Consider the following 17,248-nt stretch of genomic DNA (forward strand, 5'->3'; position numbering starts at 1 on the left):
GACACGTCACCTGACGGGTCCGCGGATGAAAAGCCGCAGGTCAAAGCGGTTGAGGCCGTTACGGAAGAGGAGGCCGCGCCGGAGAAAGGGCGCGCCCGCCGTGTCGGGTTGGTCTCATTCGGTGTGCTCCCGTTCCTGCTCTCGCTCGTCCGGCGTCACAAGACGTTCACCGCCGTGCTCGCCGGCGGCGCCTTCCTGCGCGCGCTCGCCATGCTGGGCTACCGGCCCGCGTCGTGGTTCAACGACTCGTTCGACTACCTGCACGTCGCGATGGCCCCCTACCCGCACCCGATCCGGCCGGACGGCTACTCGTTCCTGCTGTGGGCGCTCAAGCCGTTCCACAGCTTCGCCCTGGTGGCCGGGCTCCAGCACCTGATGGGGCTGGCCGGCGCGGTGATGATCTACGCGCTGCTGCGCCGGAAGTTCGGCCTGCCGAGCTGGGGCGCGTCCCTGGCGACCGTGCCGCTGCTGTACGACGGCTACCAGATCCAGCTCGAGCACCTGATCCTGTCCGACATCCCGTTCGAGTTCATGATCCTGTGCGCGGCGACGATCGTCCTCTGGCACGGGAAGGCGATCACCTGGAAGGTCGCGGGAGTGGTCGGGCTGCTGGTCGGGCTCGCCACGCTGACCCGCACCGTCGGCGAGCCGGTGCTGATCGCCATCGTCGTGTACTTCCTGATGCGCCGCTTCAACTGGCGCGTCCTCGTCGCGACGGTCGTCATGTGCGCGCTGCCGCTCGGCGCGTACGCCGGCTGGTTCTGGGCCTGGTACGGCAAGCCGGGCATGACGACCAGCAGCGGCGTCTTCCTGTACGCCCGGGTCACGGAGTTCGCCGACTGCAACAAGATCAAGCCGCCGGTCTCGGAGTACCCGCTCTGCAAGGACAGCCGGACCTCCCACACACCGCTGACCTTCTCCCAGGACGCCATCTGGGACCGCAACTCCCCGTTCCACCGGGTGCCGGCCGCGCGGTTCACCGACTACCAGAACAAGCTCGCCGGCGACTTCGCCAAGCGCGCCATCATGGCCCAGCCGTTCGACTATGCCGTGGTCGTGATGAAGGACTTCCTCTACACCTTCAAGTGGCACCGGTCGGTCTTCCCCGACAAGGCCACCTACCAGATGTATGAGTTCGGCAAGAAGTCCGCGGCCCTGCCGACCTGGCGGATGAGCCGTGACCAGACGGCCTCGTCGGAGGCGCACCGGTACGAGGACGGCAACGCGCGCACCCGCATCATCACGCCGTACGCCACGGGCATCCGCACCTACCAGGACGTGGCGCACATGCCCGGCACGGTGCTCGGCGGCATCCTCATCGTCGGCCTGGCCGGGCTGGTCCCGCTGTGGCGGCGCTGGGGCGGCGAGGCGTTCCTGCCCTGGATCCTCGCGACCGGGCTCCTGCTGGTGCCGCCGGCCACCGCCGAGTTCGACTACCGCTACGTGCTGCCGACGGTGCCGCTCGCGTGCGTCGCCGCCGCGATCACCTTCTCCCGCGAGCCGCGCGAGAAGCTGACGCGGCTCCTGTGGTGGCGCGGGCGCGCGTCCGAGAAGACCAACGGCTCCTCCGGCGAACCGGAGGAGCCGGGGAAGCCGGCCGCTCAGAACGCGGTCACGGCGTCCTGAGCCGCCTTTCAGCGACTTCTAGTAGGCGTGAAGGCGGCGGAGCCGGAAGATCATCTCCAGCTCGGTGCTCCGCTGGCGGGGAATCGGCGCGACGACGGTCCACCCGGTGGGCAGGATCTTGACGTCGTAGCTTCCGCAGGACGGGCACACCGGCTCCGCCCACGGTGAGGTGCAGCGCTGGCTCAGGTGGTGGTAGACGACGACCTCCCCGCCATGGCCGTCTGAGGAGCGTCCGACCTCGAACTCCTTCTGCCACTCGTGCAGGCAGCCGAGGCACTCGTACTTCCACGTCTCGTGCGAGATCATGGATTCGTACATTTTCCCGTCACCCCCGGGCGAAACCATCGGATTACGTCCCGCCACGAGTTTTCCCCATTAAGTCTTGTTTGAGGGGCCCTGAGCTGCGTAAAGATTACGTCAAATAATCGTCATCGCCTGGTTTTTCGTGCAATAACTGCGTCATAAAGGTCCCTTTTTGGTACACGATGTTCTCGTGCAACCTCGCCAATCGCGTCTTTTCTGGCCGCGCCATCGGTGACGCGCCGCTCGACCTCGTCCGCCAGTGCGGCCAGGTCCGCCGGACCGGAACGCTCGGGCGCGCCTCCGACGACGATCGTGATCTCACCGCGCACACCGCCGGAGGACCACGCGGCCAGCTCGCCCAGCGGCCCGCGGCGCACCTCTTCGTACGTCTTGGTCAGCTCGCGGCACACGGCGGCGGGCCGGTCGGCGCCCAGCGCGCCCGCCATCGCCTCCAGCGCCGCGGTCAGCCGGTGCGGCGCCTCGAAGAAGACCATCGTGCGCGGCTCGTCGGCCAGCGCGGCCAGCCGCGACGCGCGCTCCCCCGCCTTGCGCGGCAGGAAGCCCTCGAAGCAGAAGCGATCGCTGGGCAGCCCCGAGATGACCAGCGCGGTCGTCACCGCGGACGGCCCGGGCAGGACGGTGACCGGCACCTCGGCCTCGATCGCGGCGGTGACGAGCCGGTAGCCCGGGTCGGAGACCCCCGGCAGGCCGGCATCGGTGATGACCAGCACGTCGCGGCCCTCGCGCAGCTCCTCGACCAGTTCGGCGGCGCGGGCGCGTTCGTTCGCGTCGTAGTACGACACGATCCGCGCGGCGGTGGTGACACCCAGGTCGGCGGTGAGGCGCCGCAGACGGCGCGTGTCCTCCGCGGCGATGATGTCGGCCGCGCCCAGCGCGCCGCGGAGGCGTTCGGATGCGTCCTCCGCGCGGCCGATCGGCGCGGCGGCCAGCGTCAGCGTCCCAGATGTTCCCACAGCACCCATCTTCGACCCCGGTGTCACCGTCTCGCACCTCGGAGACCGCCGGGCCGTGACGATCTCGTGAGGGCAGGCAGTTCGAAGTGCACAATCGGCCCGGTATCCCCCCGTACGATGTCGGGGTGGTGGCGATGACAGGACTCGAACCCGCTTCTCGGTCCCAGCGCGACGGGCGCCCGCCATCGCTGCGCCAGTGGATGGCGTCGGCGATTCCGGGCAGCAGGCTGATGGGGTGGCTCGGCCCGCTGCTCGTGACGCTGTTCGCCGGCGTGCTGCGGTTCTACGACCTCAGCAAGCCGCGCGCGGTGATCTTCGATGAGACCTACTACGCCAAAGACGCGTACGCGCTGCTGAAGTTCGGGTACGAGCACAACACGGTCAAGAACGCCGACAGCCTGCTGCTCCAGTACCCGCCGAACCTCGACATCTGGGCGAACGGCGGCAGCTTCGTCGCCCACCCGCCCGCCGGCAAGTGGCTGATCGCCATCGGCGAGTGGATGTTCGGCATGAACCCCTTCGGCTGGCGGTTCGCCTCGGCGGTGATCGGCACGCTGTCGGTGCTGATCCTGGCCCGGGTCGCGCGCCGGATGACGCGCTCCACCCTGCTCGGCACGGCGGCCGGCCTCCTGCTCGCACTGGACGGCATGCAGCTGGTCACCAGCCGCACCGCGATCCTGGACATCTTCGTGATGTTCTGGATCCTGGCCGGGTTCGCGTGCCTGGTCATCGATCGCGACCGCACCCGCGCGGCGCTCGCGGCCAAGGTCATGGAGACCGGCAACGAGAGCGAGCTGGGCCCGTTCGTCATGCACTGGTGGCGCCTGGCCGCCGGGCTCTGCCTGGGCACGGCCGTGGCGACCAAGTGGACCGGGATCTACTACATCGCGGCGTTCGGCATCATGGTCCTGATCTGGGACATCGGCGCGCGGCGCGCCGCCGGGATCCGCCAGCCGTACGCCGGGGGGTTCCTGCTCGACGCGGTGCCGGCGTTCGTGTCGCTGGTGGTGGTGAGCGGCGTCACGTACCTCGCCTGGTGGAGCGGCTGGATCTTCAACGCGGGCGGCTGGGGCCGCGGCCGGGTGTCCGGCAACCCGATCACCGCGTTCTTCCAGGCGATGCCGCGCCTGTGGGACTACCACCAGCAGATGTGGCACTTCCACACGACGCTCACGGTCAAGCACGACTACCAGTCGTGGCCGTGGAACTGGATGTTCCTCAAGCGGCCGGTGGCGTTCTACTACAACGAGCCGACGGGCTGCGGCGCGAGCAAGTGCTCGCGCGAGGTGCTCGGCATCGGCACCCCGGCGATCTGGTGGATCTCGATCATCACCCTGCTGGTCATCACCGGCTGGTGGCTGGTGCAGCGCGACTGGCGGGCCGGCGCGACGGTCGCGGGCTTCCTGGCCGGCTGGCTGCCGTGGTTCTACTTCGGCTTCGGCCACCGGACGATGTTCCTGTTCTACGCCACCCCGATGCTGCCGTTCATGGTGCTGTCGATCGTGCTGGTCATGGGCATGCTCATCGGCCCGGCCGACACGATGCCGATGAGACGGGTGTTCGGCGCGGCCGCCTGCGGGGCGTACGTCCTGCTCGTGCTGGCCAACTTCTACTTCCTGTATCCCATCCTCACCGGCCAGATCCTGCCCTACGACGCATGGCACAGCCGCATGTGGTTCGACTCGTGGATCTGAACGCCCGCACCCGCGTGTGGCGCGGCGGGAGGCTCGAGAAGGAGAACTTCCCCGCCGCTCGGATCAGCGACTACCTGGCCGAGCCGGACACCGTCGTGTGGCTGGACCTGTGCGAGCCGGACGAGGGCGGCCTGGAGGTCATCAGCCAGGAGTTCGGCCTGGACCCGCTCGCGATCGAGGACGCCCTCAGCAAGCACGAACGACCGAAGCTCGACCGGTACGAAGGCCACCTGTTCTTCAACGCCTACGACGTTCGGCTGAGCGAGGAGACCGGCGAGCTGGCCACCCACGAGATCTCGGCGTTCGTCACCGAGCGCGCGCTGGTGACCGTACGGGGCGATGAGGAGTTCGACCTCGACGCGCTGCTCCGGCAGTGGGACTCCTCCCCCGACCTGGCCGGGTACGGCGTGGCGTACCTCCTGCACGGGCTGATCGACCTGATCGTCGACGGGCACTTCGCGGCCGTCCAGGCGCTGGACGGCGCGATCGACGACCTGGAGGAGCGCCTGTTCGGCGACGAGATGCCCACCCGGGAGACCCAGCACCGCGGCTTCCGCCTGCGCAAGAGCCTGACCAAGCTGCGGCGCGTGGTCCTGCCGATGCGCGAGGTCGTCAACACCCTGCTCCGCCGCGACCTGCACGTGGTGCCGGACCCGATGACGCCGTACTTCCAGGACGTGTACGACCACGTGCTGCGCGCCACGGAGTGGACCGAGAGCCTGCGCGACGTCGTCACGAGCCTGCAGGAGACCCGCATCGCGCTGCAGGGCAACCATTTGAACCAGGTGATGAAGAAGCTGACGGGCTGGGCCGCCGTCATCGCGGTCCCCACGGCCGTGACGGGTTTCTACGGCCAGAACGTCCCGTTCCCGGGCTACGACAAGCAGTGGGGCTTCGTGGTCAGCCTCGCCATCCTCATCGCCACCGCCGTGGCCCTGTACACCGTCTTCAAAAAGCGCGACTGGCTCTAGATACGGTCCATCTGCGTGAGATCGATGTCGATATCGAACGGAACCGTCAGCTTCAGCAGGTCGTGGTGAATGCCGGTAAGCGAGTACGCGTTGTTCGCCGGGTCAAGCTCGTACACGTAGATGGTAGGCCGGCCCTCCGCGTTCTCCACTCTCCAGAAATGGGCTATCCCCGCAGCCGCGTAGAGCTGCGGTTTCCGTTCTCGGTCCCTGACCTCCGAGTCCGGCGAGACGACCTCGACCGCGAGCACGACATCGGAGGGCTGGAAACTGGTCTTCGTCGTGTCGAGGGCCTCCTCGGCCCGGACCACGACCAGGTCCGGCTCGGGACGCTGACGCTTCCCCAGTGTGACGGTCATCTCCCGGCGAACTCGCAGATGCCCGGGGGCCAGCCCGCGAAGCACGCTCTCCAGCAGGGAGATCACCATCGTGTGGAAGTTGGCCTGGGGGCTCACGAAGACAAGGCTGCCATCGATCAGCTCTGTGTGACGGGGCAATTCCGGAATGTGATCGAGATCCTCAGCCGTGAAACCCTCTGCTGGAGGCACGAACCATGGCCGCTTTTCTGGCGTTGGGGGCATCTCGGGCATAGGCGCCGCCGTCATCAGCTCTCCTCCACGGAGACGACCTTACGTGGTACTCACGCTATCAAGTCCTACCCGGAGTGAAAGGTGATCGACCAACAGTGACGATGATCAGGCGAGATCGGTCGGGTCGGTGTTGGCGCCGCAGCAGATGACGGCGACGCGTTCTCCCTCGGACGGGGTGTAGGCGCCCGTCAGGAGGGCGGCGTAGGCGGCGGCGGTGCCGTGTTCGACCACGAGGTGGTGGTCCTGCCACAGAGCTTGCCGGGCGGCGATCACGTCCGCGTCGCTCACCAGCACCGACTCCACGCCGGTGCGGCGGGCGACCGCGTACGGGATCTCGCCCACGCGGCGGGCGCCCAGGGAGTCGGCGGCCACGCCTCCCACCGGCGCGTCGACCGGCCGGCCCGCCGCCAGTGCGGCGTGGAACGTCGGGCAGCCCTCCGGCTCCACCGCGACCACGTGCGACCGGCCCTCCAGCGCCGCCGCGATGCCGGCCATCAGCCCGCCCCCGCCGACCGCGACCAGCACGGTGTCGACGCCGCCGGCCTGTTCCTCCAGCTCCAGGGCCAGCGTGCCCTGGCCCGCGCAGACCTCCGGCTGGTCGTAGGGGTGGCCGAACAGGGCTCCCGTGTCGGCCACGCGCTTGGTCGCGGCCTCGTAGGCTTCGGCGTACTCGCACCCGACCTGGTGTACGGAGGCGCCGAGCGCGCGCAGCCGGGCGACCTTCACCGCCGGCGCGGTCTCCGGCACGAACACCTCCGCCCGCGCGCCCAGCTCGCGGGCGGCGTAGGCGAAGGCCAGGCCCGCGTTGCCGCCCGACGCCGCGATCACTCCCGCCTCCGGGAGACCGCCCGCCTCGACCGCCGCGAGAACCTGGTTGAAGGCGCCGCGCGTCTTGAACGAACCCGTGTGCTGGAGCTGCTCCAGTTTCAGCCACAGCCGGTCGAGCCGGAGTACCGGCGTCCGCAACACCCGGGAACCGATCCGCGTCCGAGCCGTCTCCACATCACCACGAGAGATCACCCATCCACCGTACCGGCCGGGCCGAAGGCCGCATTCCGGTCGACCGCCCACGGACGGTCGTCGCCACGGTTACCAAGAAGCGAAAAACGGCCGAGTGCACTCATAACAATTGGGATGCGGACTCTTATGGAGAATGACCGCGACACGGGATGCTGGTGCCGTGACGGGCTCAGCGAAGACCCGCAGCGCGGCCGAGCGAGTGGCCGCGCAACTGGTGACATGGCCCGGCCTCGCGGCCGGCCGTCCCTCCTGCGGCACCGGCCGGAGCTTCAACTTCCGCGGCGGCGAGATCCTCCACCTGCACACGGGCGAGGAGGCCGATCTCCGCCTGTCCCGCGGCTTCGTCGAACGCCTGGACACGGTGCTCGTCGAGAGCGGCCAGGTCGTCGTGCGGCCCGGCGACGACTGGGTGACCGTGCTGCTCGACACCGACACGGCGGGCGCCCTCCTGATCAGCCTGACGAGCCTGGCGATCCGCGCCGCCGAGGAGCAGGCGCCGGCCCGGCCGTGCACGTGGGAGCGCACCCGCCCACGGCCCCGGCTCAAGGCTCCCTGGTCCTGATCACTGGTCGACCAGTTCGAACATCCGCTCCCAGCGGTCGGTGACCATGTCGGCGGAGAACCGGCGCACCGAGGTACGCGCCCGGCTGCCGAGCTTGGCCCGCAGGTCCTCGTCGCTCATCAGACGGGCGAGCTGTTCGGCGAACTCCGTGGTGTTGCCCGGCCGTACGAGCAGCCCGTCGGCCTCGTGCGTGATGAGTTCGCGGACGCCCGGCGCGCAGTCGAACGCCACGGTCGGCAGGCCGTACGCCATCGCCTCCATCACCGACATCGGGAAGCCCTCCATGCGCGAAGACAGGGCGAAGATCGACGCTTCGTTCAGCGCGGCCTCGACGTCGGCGGTCGCCCCGGCGAACTCCACGGTCTTGTCGACGCCGAGGTCGGACGCCTGGCGGCGCAGAACCTCCTCGTCGGGCCCGGAGCCGTACAGGCGCAGCCGCCAGTCCGGGAAGGCCCCGGTCACCTCGGCCCACGCCTCCAGCATCATGTCCTGTCCCTTCTCGAAGGACAGCCGGCCGAGCAGTTCGACCACGGGCCGCGACAGGTCCGGCAGGACCGACGGGCTGACGTGGAGCGGGTTCGGCATGAAGTCGGCGTTGGACATGTGGTCGCGGGCCCATGAGTCGGCGTCCTCGGTGCTGAGCACGAGGAACCGGTTCACGTCGGTGAAGTAGCGCTTGACCCGCTGGTACCGCGAGGAGGCCTTGGTCGCCTGGTAGGACTCGTGGCTCATGCCGATGACCGGCATGCCGGCCGTGTCGGCGAGCGCGACCCATTCCATCGCCCACACCTGCGCGGCGATGATGACGCCGCCCGGCCGGGCGGCGCGGAACAGACGGCTCAGCTTGGCCGCTCCGTGCCGCTGCACCGAGCGGAAGCGCATCGCGCGCAGCCATCCGCCGCTCCGGGACGGCGGCGGGGTGTCGTGCAGGACGCTCAGCTCGTACGGCAGGTCGCGGCCGTAGTCGTGCCGCTCGGCGGCGTGCGTCACGCCGATCACGTGCACGCGGTGGCCGCGGGCGGCGAACAGCCCGCCGACGTGGTGGACCCATCGCTGCAGGCCGCCGAGCTCTTCGTGGTTGTTGCAGACGATGAAGATGTCACGCATTCGGGTCCCTCGTGAAGAAGCGGTCGACGACCTGCTTGGCGGCGGTACCCCGGTCGTATTCCCCGTAGCGCTCGACGAATTCACGCCGTTTCCCGGCGTAGCGCGCGGTGAGGCCGGGCAGGTCGGCGAGCGCGGCGAACAGCTCGTCCGGATCGCTCAGCACCGGACCGGGCCCCTCTTTCCGCAGGTCGAAGTAGGTGCCGCGGGAGCGGACGTAGTCCTCCAGGTCGGGGGCGAAGAACACCGTGGGGCGGTCGAGCAGGGCGTAGTCGAACATCAGCGACGAATAGTCGGTGACAAGGGCGTCGGAGAGCAGCAGCAGCGAGGTGACGTCGTGCACCGCGCCGACGTCGCGGACCACACCGCGCAGGCTCGGCGGCACGACCGCGGTGTTGAGGTAGTGCGGGCGGACCAGGAGCACGTGCGTCTCGCCGAGCTCCTCGGCGAACTCCTCCAGGTCGAACGGCGGCTCGAACCGTTTTTGCGCCTTGCCGCCCGCCCCGGCGCGGAACGTCGGCGCGTACAGCACGACCGTGCGCTCGTCGCCGGTCAGCTTCAGCCGCTCGGCCAGCTCGGCCGTGTCACCCCCGTTGACCAGGGCGTCGTTGCGCGGGTAGCCGCTGCGGATCAGCTCGGCGCGCACGCCGAGGCCCTTGGCGAGGGTCCGCGCGTCGTGCTCGGAGCGGATCAGGAAGGCGTCGTAGCGGTCGATCGCCTGTTGGAAGCGCGCCCGCCGGGTCTTGCTGCCGCGCTTGAGTTCCGGGTCGTCGAACCCCATCCGCTTGTACGCCGAGCCGTGCCAGGTCTGGATGTAGGTCGTCTGGGGGCGTTTGACGGCGTCCCGGGGAAAGCCCTGGTTGTCCACCCAGTGACCGGCCCGCGCGAGCGCCAGGTAGTACTGCCAGGAGCCGCGGCGGACGAGCTTGGCGTCCTTCGGGAAGCCGGCCGGGCTCTTGGCGTAGGACCAGATCGCGGTGAACTTCGCACCGGACCGGCGCAGCTCCTCGTAGATGTACTTGGGGTTGTCGGAGTACTGCTTGCCGAGGTGGCTCTCGAAGACGATCGTGTCGCGCCGGATCGGCAGCCGGACGAACAGCCGGTTGTAGACGGCGATCTTGGTCTTCCGGCGGGTGAAGACCTCACGCCAGCGTCGTTCGGCGCGCAGCAGCGCGGTCCACCACCGGCGCCCGCGGCCGGTGGCGGCGAACCGGCGGAGCGCGGCGATGGTGACCCGGCCGGCCCAGCCGTACGCGACGAGGCGGAAGGCCATCTCCCCGTTCTCGGGGACGTACGCCTCGAAGTGGTCGCCCGCGAGACGGGTCAGGCGCGGCCGTACCGGCACCGACATCTCCATCGGGTCGCTCGCGAACAGCCGGATGAACAGCTCGTCGTCGCCGGCCCTGAGTCGGAGCCGCAGGCCCCAGCTCTGGTCGAGGAAGCCGAGCGGCCGCACGTCGCGGCCCGGCACGACCTCGGCCCTCCAGCGCAGCCGCCCGTCCGCGTGCGTCACCTCCGCGGGCACGGCGAAGAACCGGCCGGTCCGGCTGCGGTCGCGGAACTCCAGCCGCGCGCTGAGCGGGACGCCGGCGCCGATCCGGTTCAGCGGGTTGACGACGTCTCCGGCGAGCCGGAGCGTGTGCCCGTCGCGCGTCATCTCGGTGACTTTTCCGCCCGGGTTCAGCGACTTGAGCGGCAGCGAGTGGATGCCGAGCTCGGTGACGTCGAGGATCCGGCGCCCCTGCTCGGTGTCGAGGTGGTCGCCGGACCAGTAGATCCGTCCGTCGCGCTCGACCAGCGGCGTGGTCAGCCGGGGCTTGCCGGTCTTGCCCTTGCCGACGTAGTCCGCCGCGCTCACGGCCCCCTCGTAGTCGCCCTGGGCGACCATGAAGCCGATGATCGCCTGGAGCTCGTGGGCCTCTTCGTACGCACGCGGGTCGATCGTGGCCATGTACGCGCGGGCCAGGGCGAGGAACGCCTCGCGGTAGTCGTCGTCGCGGCTGCGCAGGCCCCGGACGTACAGCAGCAGGTCGTGGTTGAGGAACTTCACGTCCTTGGACAGCTTCAGGTCGCCGGCCCCGTACCGGGCGTACACCGCGTCGATGCGCCGGAAGATCTCCAGCCGGTCGGAGAAGTTGCGCAGCTCGGCCCGCTGGTTGGTGATCGAGAGCGTCTCGGCCTTCTCGTAGATCATCCAGTTGTAGACGCGGTGCGGGATGATGGCGATCTTCCGGGCGGCCAGGTACGCCTGCGTGCTGAACAGCAGGTCCTCGTAGTGGAGGCGTTCGACGAACCGCAGGCCCTCGCGGTCGAGGAAGTCGCGCCGGTAGAGCTTGTTGGTGGACAGCGTGTCGTAGAGCAGCTCGGGATACTCCCGCACCGAGGCGTACACTCCACGCTCGCGGTAGACGCCGCGATACCAGACGCGCTCCTCGCCCTTGTCGGGGTAGACGCGCCAGCAGCAGCCGGAGACGAGTTCGGCCTCGTGCTCCTCGGCGGCGGCGACCAGGTTGCGGCAGGCGTGACGATCGAGCGTGTCGTCGCTGTCGAGGAACATCAGGTACGTGCCGCGCGCCGCGGCGATGCCGTCATTGCGCGGCTGCCCGCAGCCACCGGAGTTCTCCGCCCGGTGGATCACCCGTACACGGTCCTCGGTCATCGCGAGCTCGTCGGCGACCACCGGGGTCCGGTCAGTGCTGGCGTCGTCGACGATCACCACCTCGACGTCACGGTGGGACTGGCCGAGCGCGGAGCGCACGGCGGTCGGCAGCCGATCGGCATCGTTGTACACGATGACGATCACGCTGACGTCTGTCATGGAGGAAACCCCTCGAACTTCCAGAGAACGAACACTTTTCTCGGACAAGTACGTAACCGACTCAACGAATGATCACCTTGAGGGGATCCTTAGGATCTGGGGTGTGCCGCGTGAACGCATCCTGATCGTGGAGGACGACTCCGTCATCGGGGCCGAGTTGTTCAAGGCCCTGTCCGCGAACGGCTATGAGGCCGGCCTCGCCACGACCGGCGGGGCCGCGGTGGCCGACGCCCTCGACCATCCGCCGGATCTGATCCTGCTCGACCTCGGCCTGCCCGACATCGAGGGCGTCGAGCTGTGCCGCCGCCTGCGCGCCGACCTGCCGCAGACCGTGATCGTCGTGCTCACCGCCCGTACCGAGGAGTTCGAGGTCGTGGTCGCCCTCGACGCCGGGGCCGACGACTACCTCACCAAACCGTTCCGGCTCACCGAGCTGGTCGCGCGGATCCGCGCCCACCTGCGCCGCCAGGGCGCGGCGCCGGGCGATTCGGTCGTCTCGGTGGGCCGGGTCCGCGTGGACCTCCCCGCGCGCCGGGTGCACGCCGGTGACGCCGAGGTGCTCCTGCGGCCGAAGGAGTTCGACCTGCTGGCGGCGCTGGTGACCCGCGCGGGCGAGGTGGTCACCCGCGAACAGCTCATGGACGAGGTCTGGGACGAGAACTGGTTCGGCCCGACAAAGACGCTCGACGTGCACGTCTCCACACTCCGCCGGAAGCTCGGGACATACGCGCAGATCACGACTCTCCGCGGGCGCGGCTACCGCTACGAACGCGACGCGGACGGGGAGAGATGAGCGATCAGGACGGTGACTGATGGCGGCTACCGTATCCGCCCGCAGGCAAAAGCAGGCTAAACGTGGGGGGCGAAGACCGCCGCAGGATCAGGCGGCCGCCCTCCGCTTCGGCCAAGGAACGGGCAAGCGCCAGCCCGATGCCGTGCCCGTCCGCCGGCGCGCGGAAGACGTCCGCGCCGTCGGGAACGCCCGGGCCGTCGTCGGTGACGTCGATCGCCAGACCGGACCCGAGGTCGGTCGCGGACACCGTGATCGGCGGCCGGCCGTGCGTGACGGCGTTGTCCAGCAGGACGTGCAGGATCTGGCGTACGGCCGCGAGTGAGGCCCGCACCTCCGGCAGCTCGTCCGGCACTCGCACGGTCACGTCCGTACGGGACCGGACCTCGCTCAGCAGGGCCGGCACGTCCAGCACGCCGCGGTCGCCCACGCTGCCGCGCGACAGCCGGACCAGGTCCTCGATGATCTCCTGCAGGTGCTCGCCGCGCTCCAGCGCGGTACGGATCACCGCCCGGGGGTCGTCCTCGGCCAGGCCCGCCTCCAGACCCAGGAGCAGGCCGGTCAGCGGGGTGCGCAGCTGGTGGGAGACGTGGGCGCTGAAGGCGCGCTCGCGGTCGAGCACGTCGCCGAGCCGCCGGGCGGTCGCCTCCAGGGCACGGCTCGCGGCGTCGGCCTCCCGTACCCCGACCGTCCTGGCCCGGATGGAGAAGTCGCCGCCGCCCAGGGCCTGCGCGTCCCGCGTGAGGCGTTCGAGCGGCGCGGCGAGGCGGACCGCCTGCCGCCGCGCGACCACGGCCGCCAGCCCGACCACGAGGAGCGCCAGGGCCGCCATCAGCAGCCACGCCCGTTCGACCCGCGCCGAGATGCGCTCGTACGGCGTCGCGACCCGGATCACCGCGACGATGGACTCGTCGGAGGGCACCGGCGCGGAGACGGTCAGCAGCCCGTGCTCGACCGCTTCGTGGACGTGGCCGTCGTCCGCGTTCCCGGCGACGGGCGAGTGCTCCGGCCCGCGGCCGGTGACGCGCCGCCCGTCCAGGGTGTAGACGCCGACGCTCAGGCGCCGCGACATGCGGGTCACGATCGGCACCGGCCGGGGGTCGCGCGCGATGGTGTCGGGGACCTCGGCCGAGATGCGGGTGGCGTCGCGTTCGAGTGAGACGATCGCCTCGTCGCGGTACAGCCGCTGCAACACGACCGCGAGCGGCAGCGCGAACAGCACGACCGCCGACGCGGCGACGCCGACGATCGTGACCAGCACACGGCGCCGCAGGGGACGGCCCTCTGCCGGGGGGTTTCCGGTCATCCGGTCATTCTGCCCCCGGTCCGGCGGTGGCCCGGCCGGGGACCGTGTCGGCGGCCGTCCGTACCGGGCGTCAGCCGCAGGCGTTCTTCAGCGACGTCGCGCCGCCCGAGGAGGACTTGTGCGAGGGCGAGGCGCCGGCGCCGGTGTGCCTGGTCTTGGCGGACGTGCTCGCGCTCGGGGAGCTCGCCGGTGTCGCCGTCGCGGGTTTCGTGCTGTTGGCGATGGCCTTCGCCGCCGCCGCGCGCATGACCCTCAGGCTCGGCTCATAGACGTGGAATCCCGGGATCTTGCCCGGGTTGTACGGCATGCTCTGGATGTCGGCACCCTTCTTGACCGTGCCGGACAGCTTCACCAGAGCGGGCAGGAGCGCCACCGGGATGTTGGTGGAGATCGTGCTCTTGGCGGCCTTGGCCAGCTTCTGGAAGTGGGTGACCACCTTCTGCGGGTCGGCCTGGTCCGCGATGTCCTTCATCAGGCACTTCTGCCGGTCCATCCGGTGGAAGTCGTCGTCCGCGTCGCGGGAGCGGCCGTACCACAGGGCCTGCGTGCCGTTGAGGTGATGGGTGCCGGCCGGGAGGTAGCCCGTCGGCTGCTTCGTCTGGACGCCGTTGACGATCTCGCCGCCGATCGGCAGGCGCTTCTCGACGTGCACCGTGACGCCGCCGATGGCGTTGACGATGTCCTTGAACCCGTTGAGGTTGACGAGCACGTAGTAGTCGATCTTCAGGCCGGTGAGGTAGCCGATGGCGTCCTCGACCAGGTGCGGGCCGCGCTGGCCCTTCTTGTATCCGGGCTCGAGCTCGGGATGCCGCTCGCCCTGGATGTACAGCTCGTTCAGCAGGCCCTCGCCGCCGGGGTGCTGGGGGTTCGGGGCGTCGCCGGTGTAGCCGTAGGGCCACAGCTTCTGCATCTTCGGCGGCACCGGGAACTTCTGCAGGCTGCGGGGCAGGCTGAGCAGCACGGTGTTGCCGGTCTTGGTGTCGATGCTCGCGACCGTCATGCTGTCGGTGCGGATGCCGGTGCGGTCGGCGCCGCCGTCGCCACCGAGCAGCAGCACGTTGATCCGCGGCTTGTTCTTCCAGGGGTCGGACGCGTTGACGGCGGTGTTGCCGTCGCCGGCGAAGATGCTCGACAGCGTGTCACGCAGCACGTACGTCGCGTTCGCCGCGTACACCAGGGGCGTGCAGACCATCAGCGCCATGATCACGACGAGGGTGCCGGAGGTGATCCGCATCGCCGTCGGCAGCCCCGGCGGCCGCACCACCTGGAACGAGCGGATCACGATCACCGCCCACGCGACGGCCAGGATGAGGATGCCCGCGATGATGACGTTCAGCCAGGTGTCCTGGACCACCATCTGCTTGAGCTTCTCCTGGAAGGCCAGGGCCGCCGTCACCGTCCCGAAGACGAGGACGGCGAGAAGTCCCATGAGGGTGAAGCCCACCGCGCGGCGGCCCGCCCAGATGTGCGCTATCCCCCAGACGACGGCCGAGGCGACAGTGAGTCCCAGGGCGCGCCAGAGCCCGGCGACCGGGATCGGCTCACGGCCGTTCACCGCCCGTCCTCCGTACTGCCGCGATGCCATGAAGTCTCCTGCTCCTCTGCTCGTGGCCGGTCACAACTGTGATGAGCGCGCGATGCAACACCGTGCGGTATGCAAAGTGATTGACTGGAAGCGGTCAGTAACCCTTGGCGAAGTTTGATGGATCGTACCGTACGTATGACCCCACCTGCCTCGATTGCCCGGTAAGGCCCGGTCACCGCCTTCATCACGTGACGCATCGTCAGCGCCGCCCGGTCTCAGCCGCAGGCCGCCGTCAGCGAGACGGCCTTGCTCTTGTGCTGACTGGAGCTCTTCGAGGCGTTCGGGCTCGCGCTCTTGCTCGGGTCGGCACTCGTCCTCGGATCGGCACTCGTGCCCGGGTCCGCGCTGACTCTCGGCCCGGCGCTCGTGCTCGGGTCGGCGGTCGCGCCGGGCGTGACCGGGGTGGCGGACGACGTGCGCCGCGCGGCCTCGCTCTCGGCGATCGCCTTGGCCGCCGCCTGGCGCATCACCCGCAGGTCCGGCCGCACGTTCTGGAACTGCGGCGGCACGTACATCAGGCTGGTGACCTGCGCGCCCTGCTTCATCGTGCCGGACAGGCGGATGAGCGCGGGCAGCATCTCCGCCGGAATGTCGGTGGAGATCGTCTTCTTCGCCGCCTTGGCGAGCTTCTGGAAGCTGGTCAGCACCCGCTGCGGGTCGGCCTGCTCGGCGACGTCCTTCATCAGGCACTTCTGCCGGCCCATGCGGACGAAGTCGCTGCTCATGGTGCGCGACCGCCCGAACCACAGGGCCTGCTTGCCGTTCAGCTTCCGGTTGCCGGCCTTCAGCACACCGGTCGGCGCGCTGCCGTCCTCCGGCCCGCCGTACGGGATGTCGTGGGCGATGTGCACCTTGACGCCGCCCATCGCGTCGATGATGTCGGCGAACCCGAACAGGTTGACCAGGACGTAGTAGTCGATGGGCTGGCCGATGAGGTAGGAGATCTCCTCGCTGACCAGCGCGGGGCCACGGCGGCCCTTGGCGTAGCCGGGCATCAGCGACTTGTCGTCCTCGGCGTCCTGGAACAGCTCGTTCAGCAGCCCCTCGTCGCCGGCCGACACCCCGGTGAAGCCGCTCGGCCACCGCTTGCGCAGCCGGGGGATGATCGGAAAGTACTGCAGGTTGCGGGGCAGGCTGAACAGCACCGTGTCACCCGTGTGGGTGTCGATGCTCGCGACGGTCATGCTGTCGGTCCGCACGCCGACGCGGTCTCCCGCGCCGTCGCCGCCGAGCAGCAGGATGTTGACGCGCGGCTTGTCCTTCCACGGATCGGCGACGTTCTTGACGACCGGCGGCTTGGTGTCGTCGGCGTGGAAGATCGTGCTGATGGTGTCGCGGAGGGTGTAGGTGTCGCGGGCCGCCCAGACGAGCGGCGTGCACACGCCGATGACGAGGACGACCACCACCGCGCCGGCGAGCATCCGCGGCACCACGGACATCCCGCTCGGACGCACGATCACGTACGAGCGGACGACGACCGCCGACCACACGAGCGCGAGCAACAGGATGCCGCCGATGATCCCGGCCAGCCAGTCGCTCTGGACCGCGATCTGCTTGAGTTCCTCGCGGAAGTCCAGCACGACGATGACGCCGCCGCCGATGACGAGTGCGAGGAGCGCCATGAGGAGCCCGCCGACGACCCGTCGTCCGGTCGCCAGGTGGGCGACGCCCCAGACGACGGCCGAGGCGATCGTCAGTCCCAGGGCATGCCAGATGGAGCCTTCCGGCTCCTCACCGGATTCGTCGTCCAGGCCATCGTTGACCCGGGAATCGACTCGCCCCATACGCACTCCTCTGTCCCGGACTGGGAGCATAGGTCCCAACCTGTACTGGACGCGTAAAAGCTCCGTCCAGATTGCGAGGTGAACGAGCCAACACGAACGGTGACCGGAGCGGCTGATCTACGCC

At 69.6% G+C, this 17,248-nt stretch carries 14 protein-coding genes; 5 read left to right on the top strand and 9 right to left on the bottom strand.

Annotated features, from left to right (window positions below):
* Positions 1-108: 108 nt before the first annotated feature.
* The gene (locus ABEA10_RS05740) at positions 109-1,626 is read left to right on the top strand and encodes a hypothetical protein (RefSeq protein ID WP_345458389.1); all 1,518 of its coding nucleotides are present in this window, start codon (positions 109-111) and stop codon (positions 1,624-1,626) included.
* Positions 1,627-1,644: 18 nt separating this feature from the next.
* Here ABEA10_RS05740 and ABEA10_RS05745 read toward each other — a convergent pair whose 3' ends face one another.
* Together ABEA10_RS05745 and rsmI are read right to left on the bottom strand one after the other, a co-directional pair.
* Positions 1,645-1,944: a hypothetical protein gene (locus tag ABEA10_RS05745; RefSeq protein ID WP_345458390.1), complete on the bottom strand. Its 300-nt coding sequence runs from the start codon at positions 1,942-1,944 to the stop codon at positions 1,645-1,647.
* 110 nt (positions 1,945-2,054) lie between these two features.
* A complete protein-coding gene (gene rsmI / locus ABEA10_RS05750) occupies positions 2,055-2,912 on the bottom strand; it encodes a 16S rRNA (cytidine(1402)-2'-O)-methyltransferase (RefSeq protein WP_425550878.1) in 858 nt (285 codons plus the stop codon).
* Positions 2,913-3,037: 125 nt separating this feature from the next.
* Here rsmI and ABEA10_RS05755 point away from each other — a divergent pair, with 125 nt between their 5' ends.
* Positions 3,038-4,597 (top strand): dolichyl-phosphate-mannose--protein mannosyltransferase, encoded by a 1,560-nt coding sequence (locus tag ABEA10_RS05755; protein ID WP_345458394.1) that lies wholly within the window; start codon positions 3,038-3,040, stop codon positions 4,595-4,597.
* Positions 4,588-5,568, top strand: coding sequence for a magnesium transporter CorA family protein (locus ABEA10_RS05760; protein WP_345458396.1), 981 nt, complete (start codon positions 4,588-4,590; stop codon positions 5,566-5,568). The genes ABEA10_RS05755 and ABEA10_RS05760 overlap by 10 nt, the downstream gene beginning before the upstream one ends.
* On the opposite strand, the gene ABEA10_RS05765 is transcribed toward ABEA10_RS05760, so the two are convergent.
* Positions 5,565-6,170, bottom strand: coding sequence for a Uma2 family endonuclease (locus ABEA10_RS05765; protein WP_345458398.1), 606 nt, complete (start codon positions 6,168-6,170; stop codon positions 5,565-5,567). The genes ABEA10_RS05760 and ABEA10_RS05765 overlap by 4 nt on opposite strands.
* Before the next feature lie 90 nt (positions 6,171-6,260).
* Entirely contained in the window at positions 6,261-7,175 is a 915-nt protein-coding gene (locus ABEA10_RS05770) for a threonine/serine dehydratase (protein ID WP_345458400.1), read from the bottom strand.
* 160 nt (positions 7,176-7,335) lie between these two features.
* Between ABEA10_RS05770 and ABEA10_RS05775 the strand changes: the two genes are divergently transcribed.
* The gene (locus tag ABEA10_RS05775) at positions 7,336-7,737 is read left to right on the top strand and encodes a luciferase domain-containing protein (protein WP_329242511.1); all 402 of its coding nucleotides are present in this window, start codon (positions 7,336-7,338) and stop codon (positions 7,735-7,737) included.
* On the opposite strand, the gene ABEA10_RS05780 is transcribed toward ABEA10_RS05775, so the two are convergent.
* Together ABEA10_RS05780 and ABEA10_RS05785 are read right to left on the bottom strand one after the other, a co-directional pair.
* The gene (locus ABEA10_RS05780; protein ID WP_345458404.1) at positions 7,738-8,844 is read right to left on the bottom strand and encodes a glycosyltransferase; all 1,107 of its coding nucleotides are present in this window, start codon (positions 8,842-8,844) and stop codon (positions 7,738-7,740) included.
* Positions 8,837-11,659 (bottom strand): bifunctional glycosyltransferase/CDP-glycerol:glycerophosphate glycerophosphotransferase, encoded by a 2,823-nt coding sequence (locus ABEA10_RS05785; protein WP_345458406.1) that lies wholly within the window; start codon positions 11,657-11,659, stop codon positions 8,837-8,839. Before ABEA10_RS05785 ends, ABEA10_RS05780 begins: the two co-directional genes overlap by 8 nt.
* Positions 11,660-11,780: 121 nt before the next feature.
* On the opposite strand from ABEA10_RS05785, the gene ABEA10_RS05790 reads away from it, so the two are divergent.
* Positions 11,781-12,452, top strand: a complete 672-nt coding sequence (locus ABEA10_RS05790; RefSeq protein ID WP_425550879.1) for a response regulator transcription factor — start codon at positions 11,781-11,783, stop codon at positions 12,450-12,452.
* Between the two features lie 4 nt (positions 12,453-12,456).
* On the opposite strand, the gene ABEA10_RS05795 is transcribed toward ABEA10_RS05790, so the two are convergent.
* The 3 genes from ABEA10_RS05795 to ABEA10_RS05805 all read right to left on the bottom strand — a co-directional run bounded on the left by ABEA10_RS05795 (position 12,457) and on the right by ABEA10_RS05805 (position 17,124).
* Positions 12,457-13,755: a sensor histidine kinase gene (locus ABEA10_RS05795; protein WP_345458410.1), complete on the bottom strand. Its 1,299-nt coding sequence runs from the start codon at positions 13,753-13,755 to the stop codon at positions 12,457-12,459.
* A gap of 70 nt (positions 13,756-13,825) precedes the next feature.
* Positions 13,826-15,340 (bottom strand): LCP family protein, encoded by a 1,515-nt coding sequence (locus ABEA10_RS05800; protein ID WP_345458412.1) that lies wholly within the window; start codon positions 15,338-15,340, stop codon positions 13,826-13,828.
* A gap of 215 nt (positions 15,341-15,555) precedes the next feature.
* On the bottom strand, positions 15,556-17,124 hold the full coding sequence (locus ABEA10_RS05805; protein ID WP_345458414.1) for an LCP family protein: 1,569 nt from the start codon (positions 17,122-17,124) through the stop codon (positions 15,556-15,558).
* Positions 17,125-17,248 lie beyond the last annotated feature (124 nt).

Source organism: Actinoallomurus oryzae, from assembly GCF_039541955.1.
In the GTDB taxonomy this organism is placed as follows: Bacteria; Actinomycetota; Actinomycetes; order Streptosporangiales; family Streptosporangiaceae; genus Actinoallomurus; species Actinoallomurus oryzae.

Coding starts and splice junctions, on each gene's coding strand:
- ABEA10_RS05745 (WP_345458390.1), bottom strand. CDS start 1,944: ATGTACGAATCCATGATCTCGCACGAGACGTGGAAGTACGAGTGCCTC.
- rsmI (WP_425550878.1), bottom strand. CDS start 2,912: ATGGGTGCTGTGGGAACATCTGGGACGCTGACGCTGGCCGCCGCGCCG.
- ABEA10_RS05755 (WP_345458394.1), top strand. CDS start 3,038: ATGACAGGACTCGAACCCGCTTCTCGGTCCCAGCGCGACGGGCGCCCG.
- ABEA10_RS05765 (WP_345458398.1), bottom strand. CDS start 6,170: ATGACGGCGGCGCCTATGCCCGAGATGCCCCCAACGCCAGAAAAGCGG.
- ABEA10_RS05780 (WP_345458404.1), bottom strand. CDS start 8,844: ATGCGTGACATCTTCATCGTCTGCAACAACCACGAAGAGCTCGGCGGC.
- ABEA10_RS05785 (WP_345458406.1), bottom strand. CDS start 11,659: ATGACAGACGTCAGCGTGATCGTCATCGTGTACAACGATGCCGATCGG.
- ABEA10_RS05795 (WP_345458410.1), bottom strand. CDS start 13,755: ATGACCGGAAACCCCCCGGCAGAGGGCCGTCCCCTGCGGCGCCGTGTG.
- ABEA10_RS05800 (WP_345458412.1), bottom strand. CDS start 15,340: ATGGCATCGCGGCAGTACGGAGGACGGGCGGTGAACGGCCGTGAGCCG.
- ABEA10_RS05805 (WP_345458414.1), bottom strand. CDS start 17,124: ATGGGGCGAGTCGATTCCCGGGTCAACGATGGCCTGGACGACGAATCC.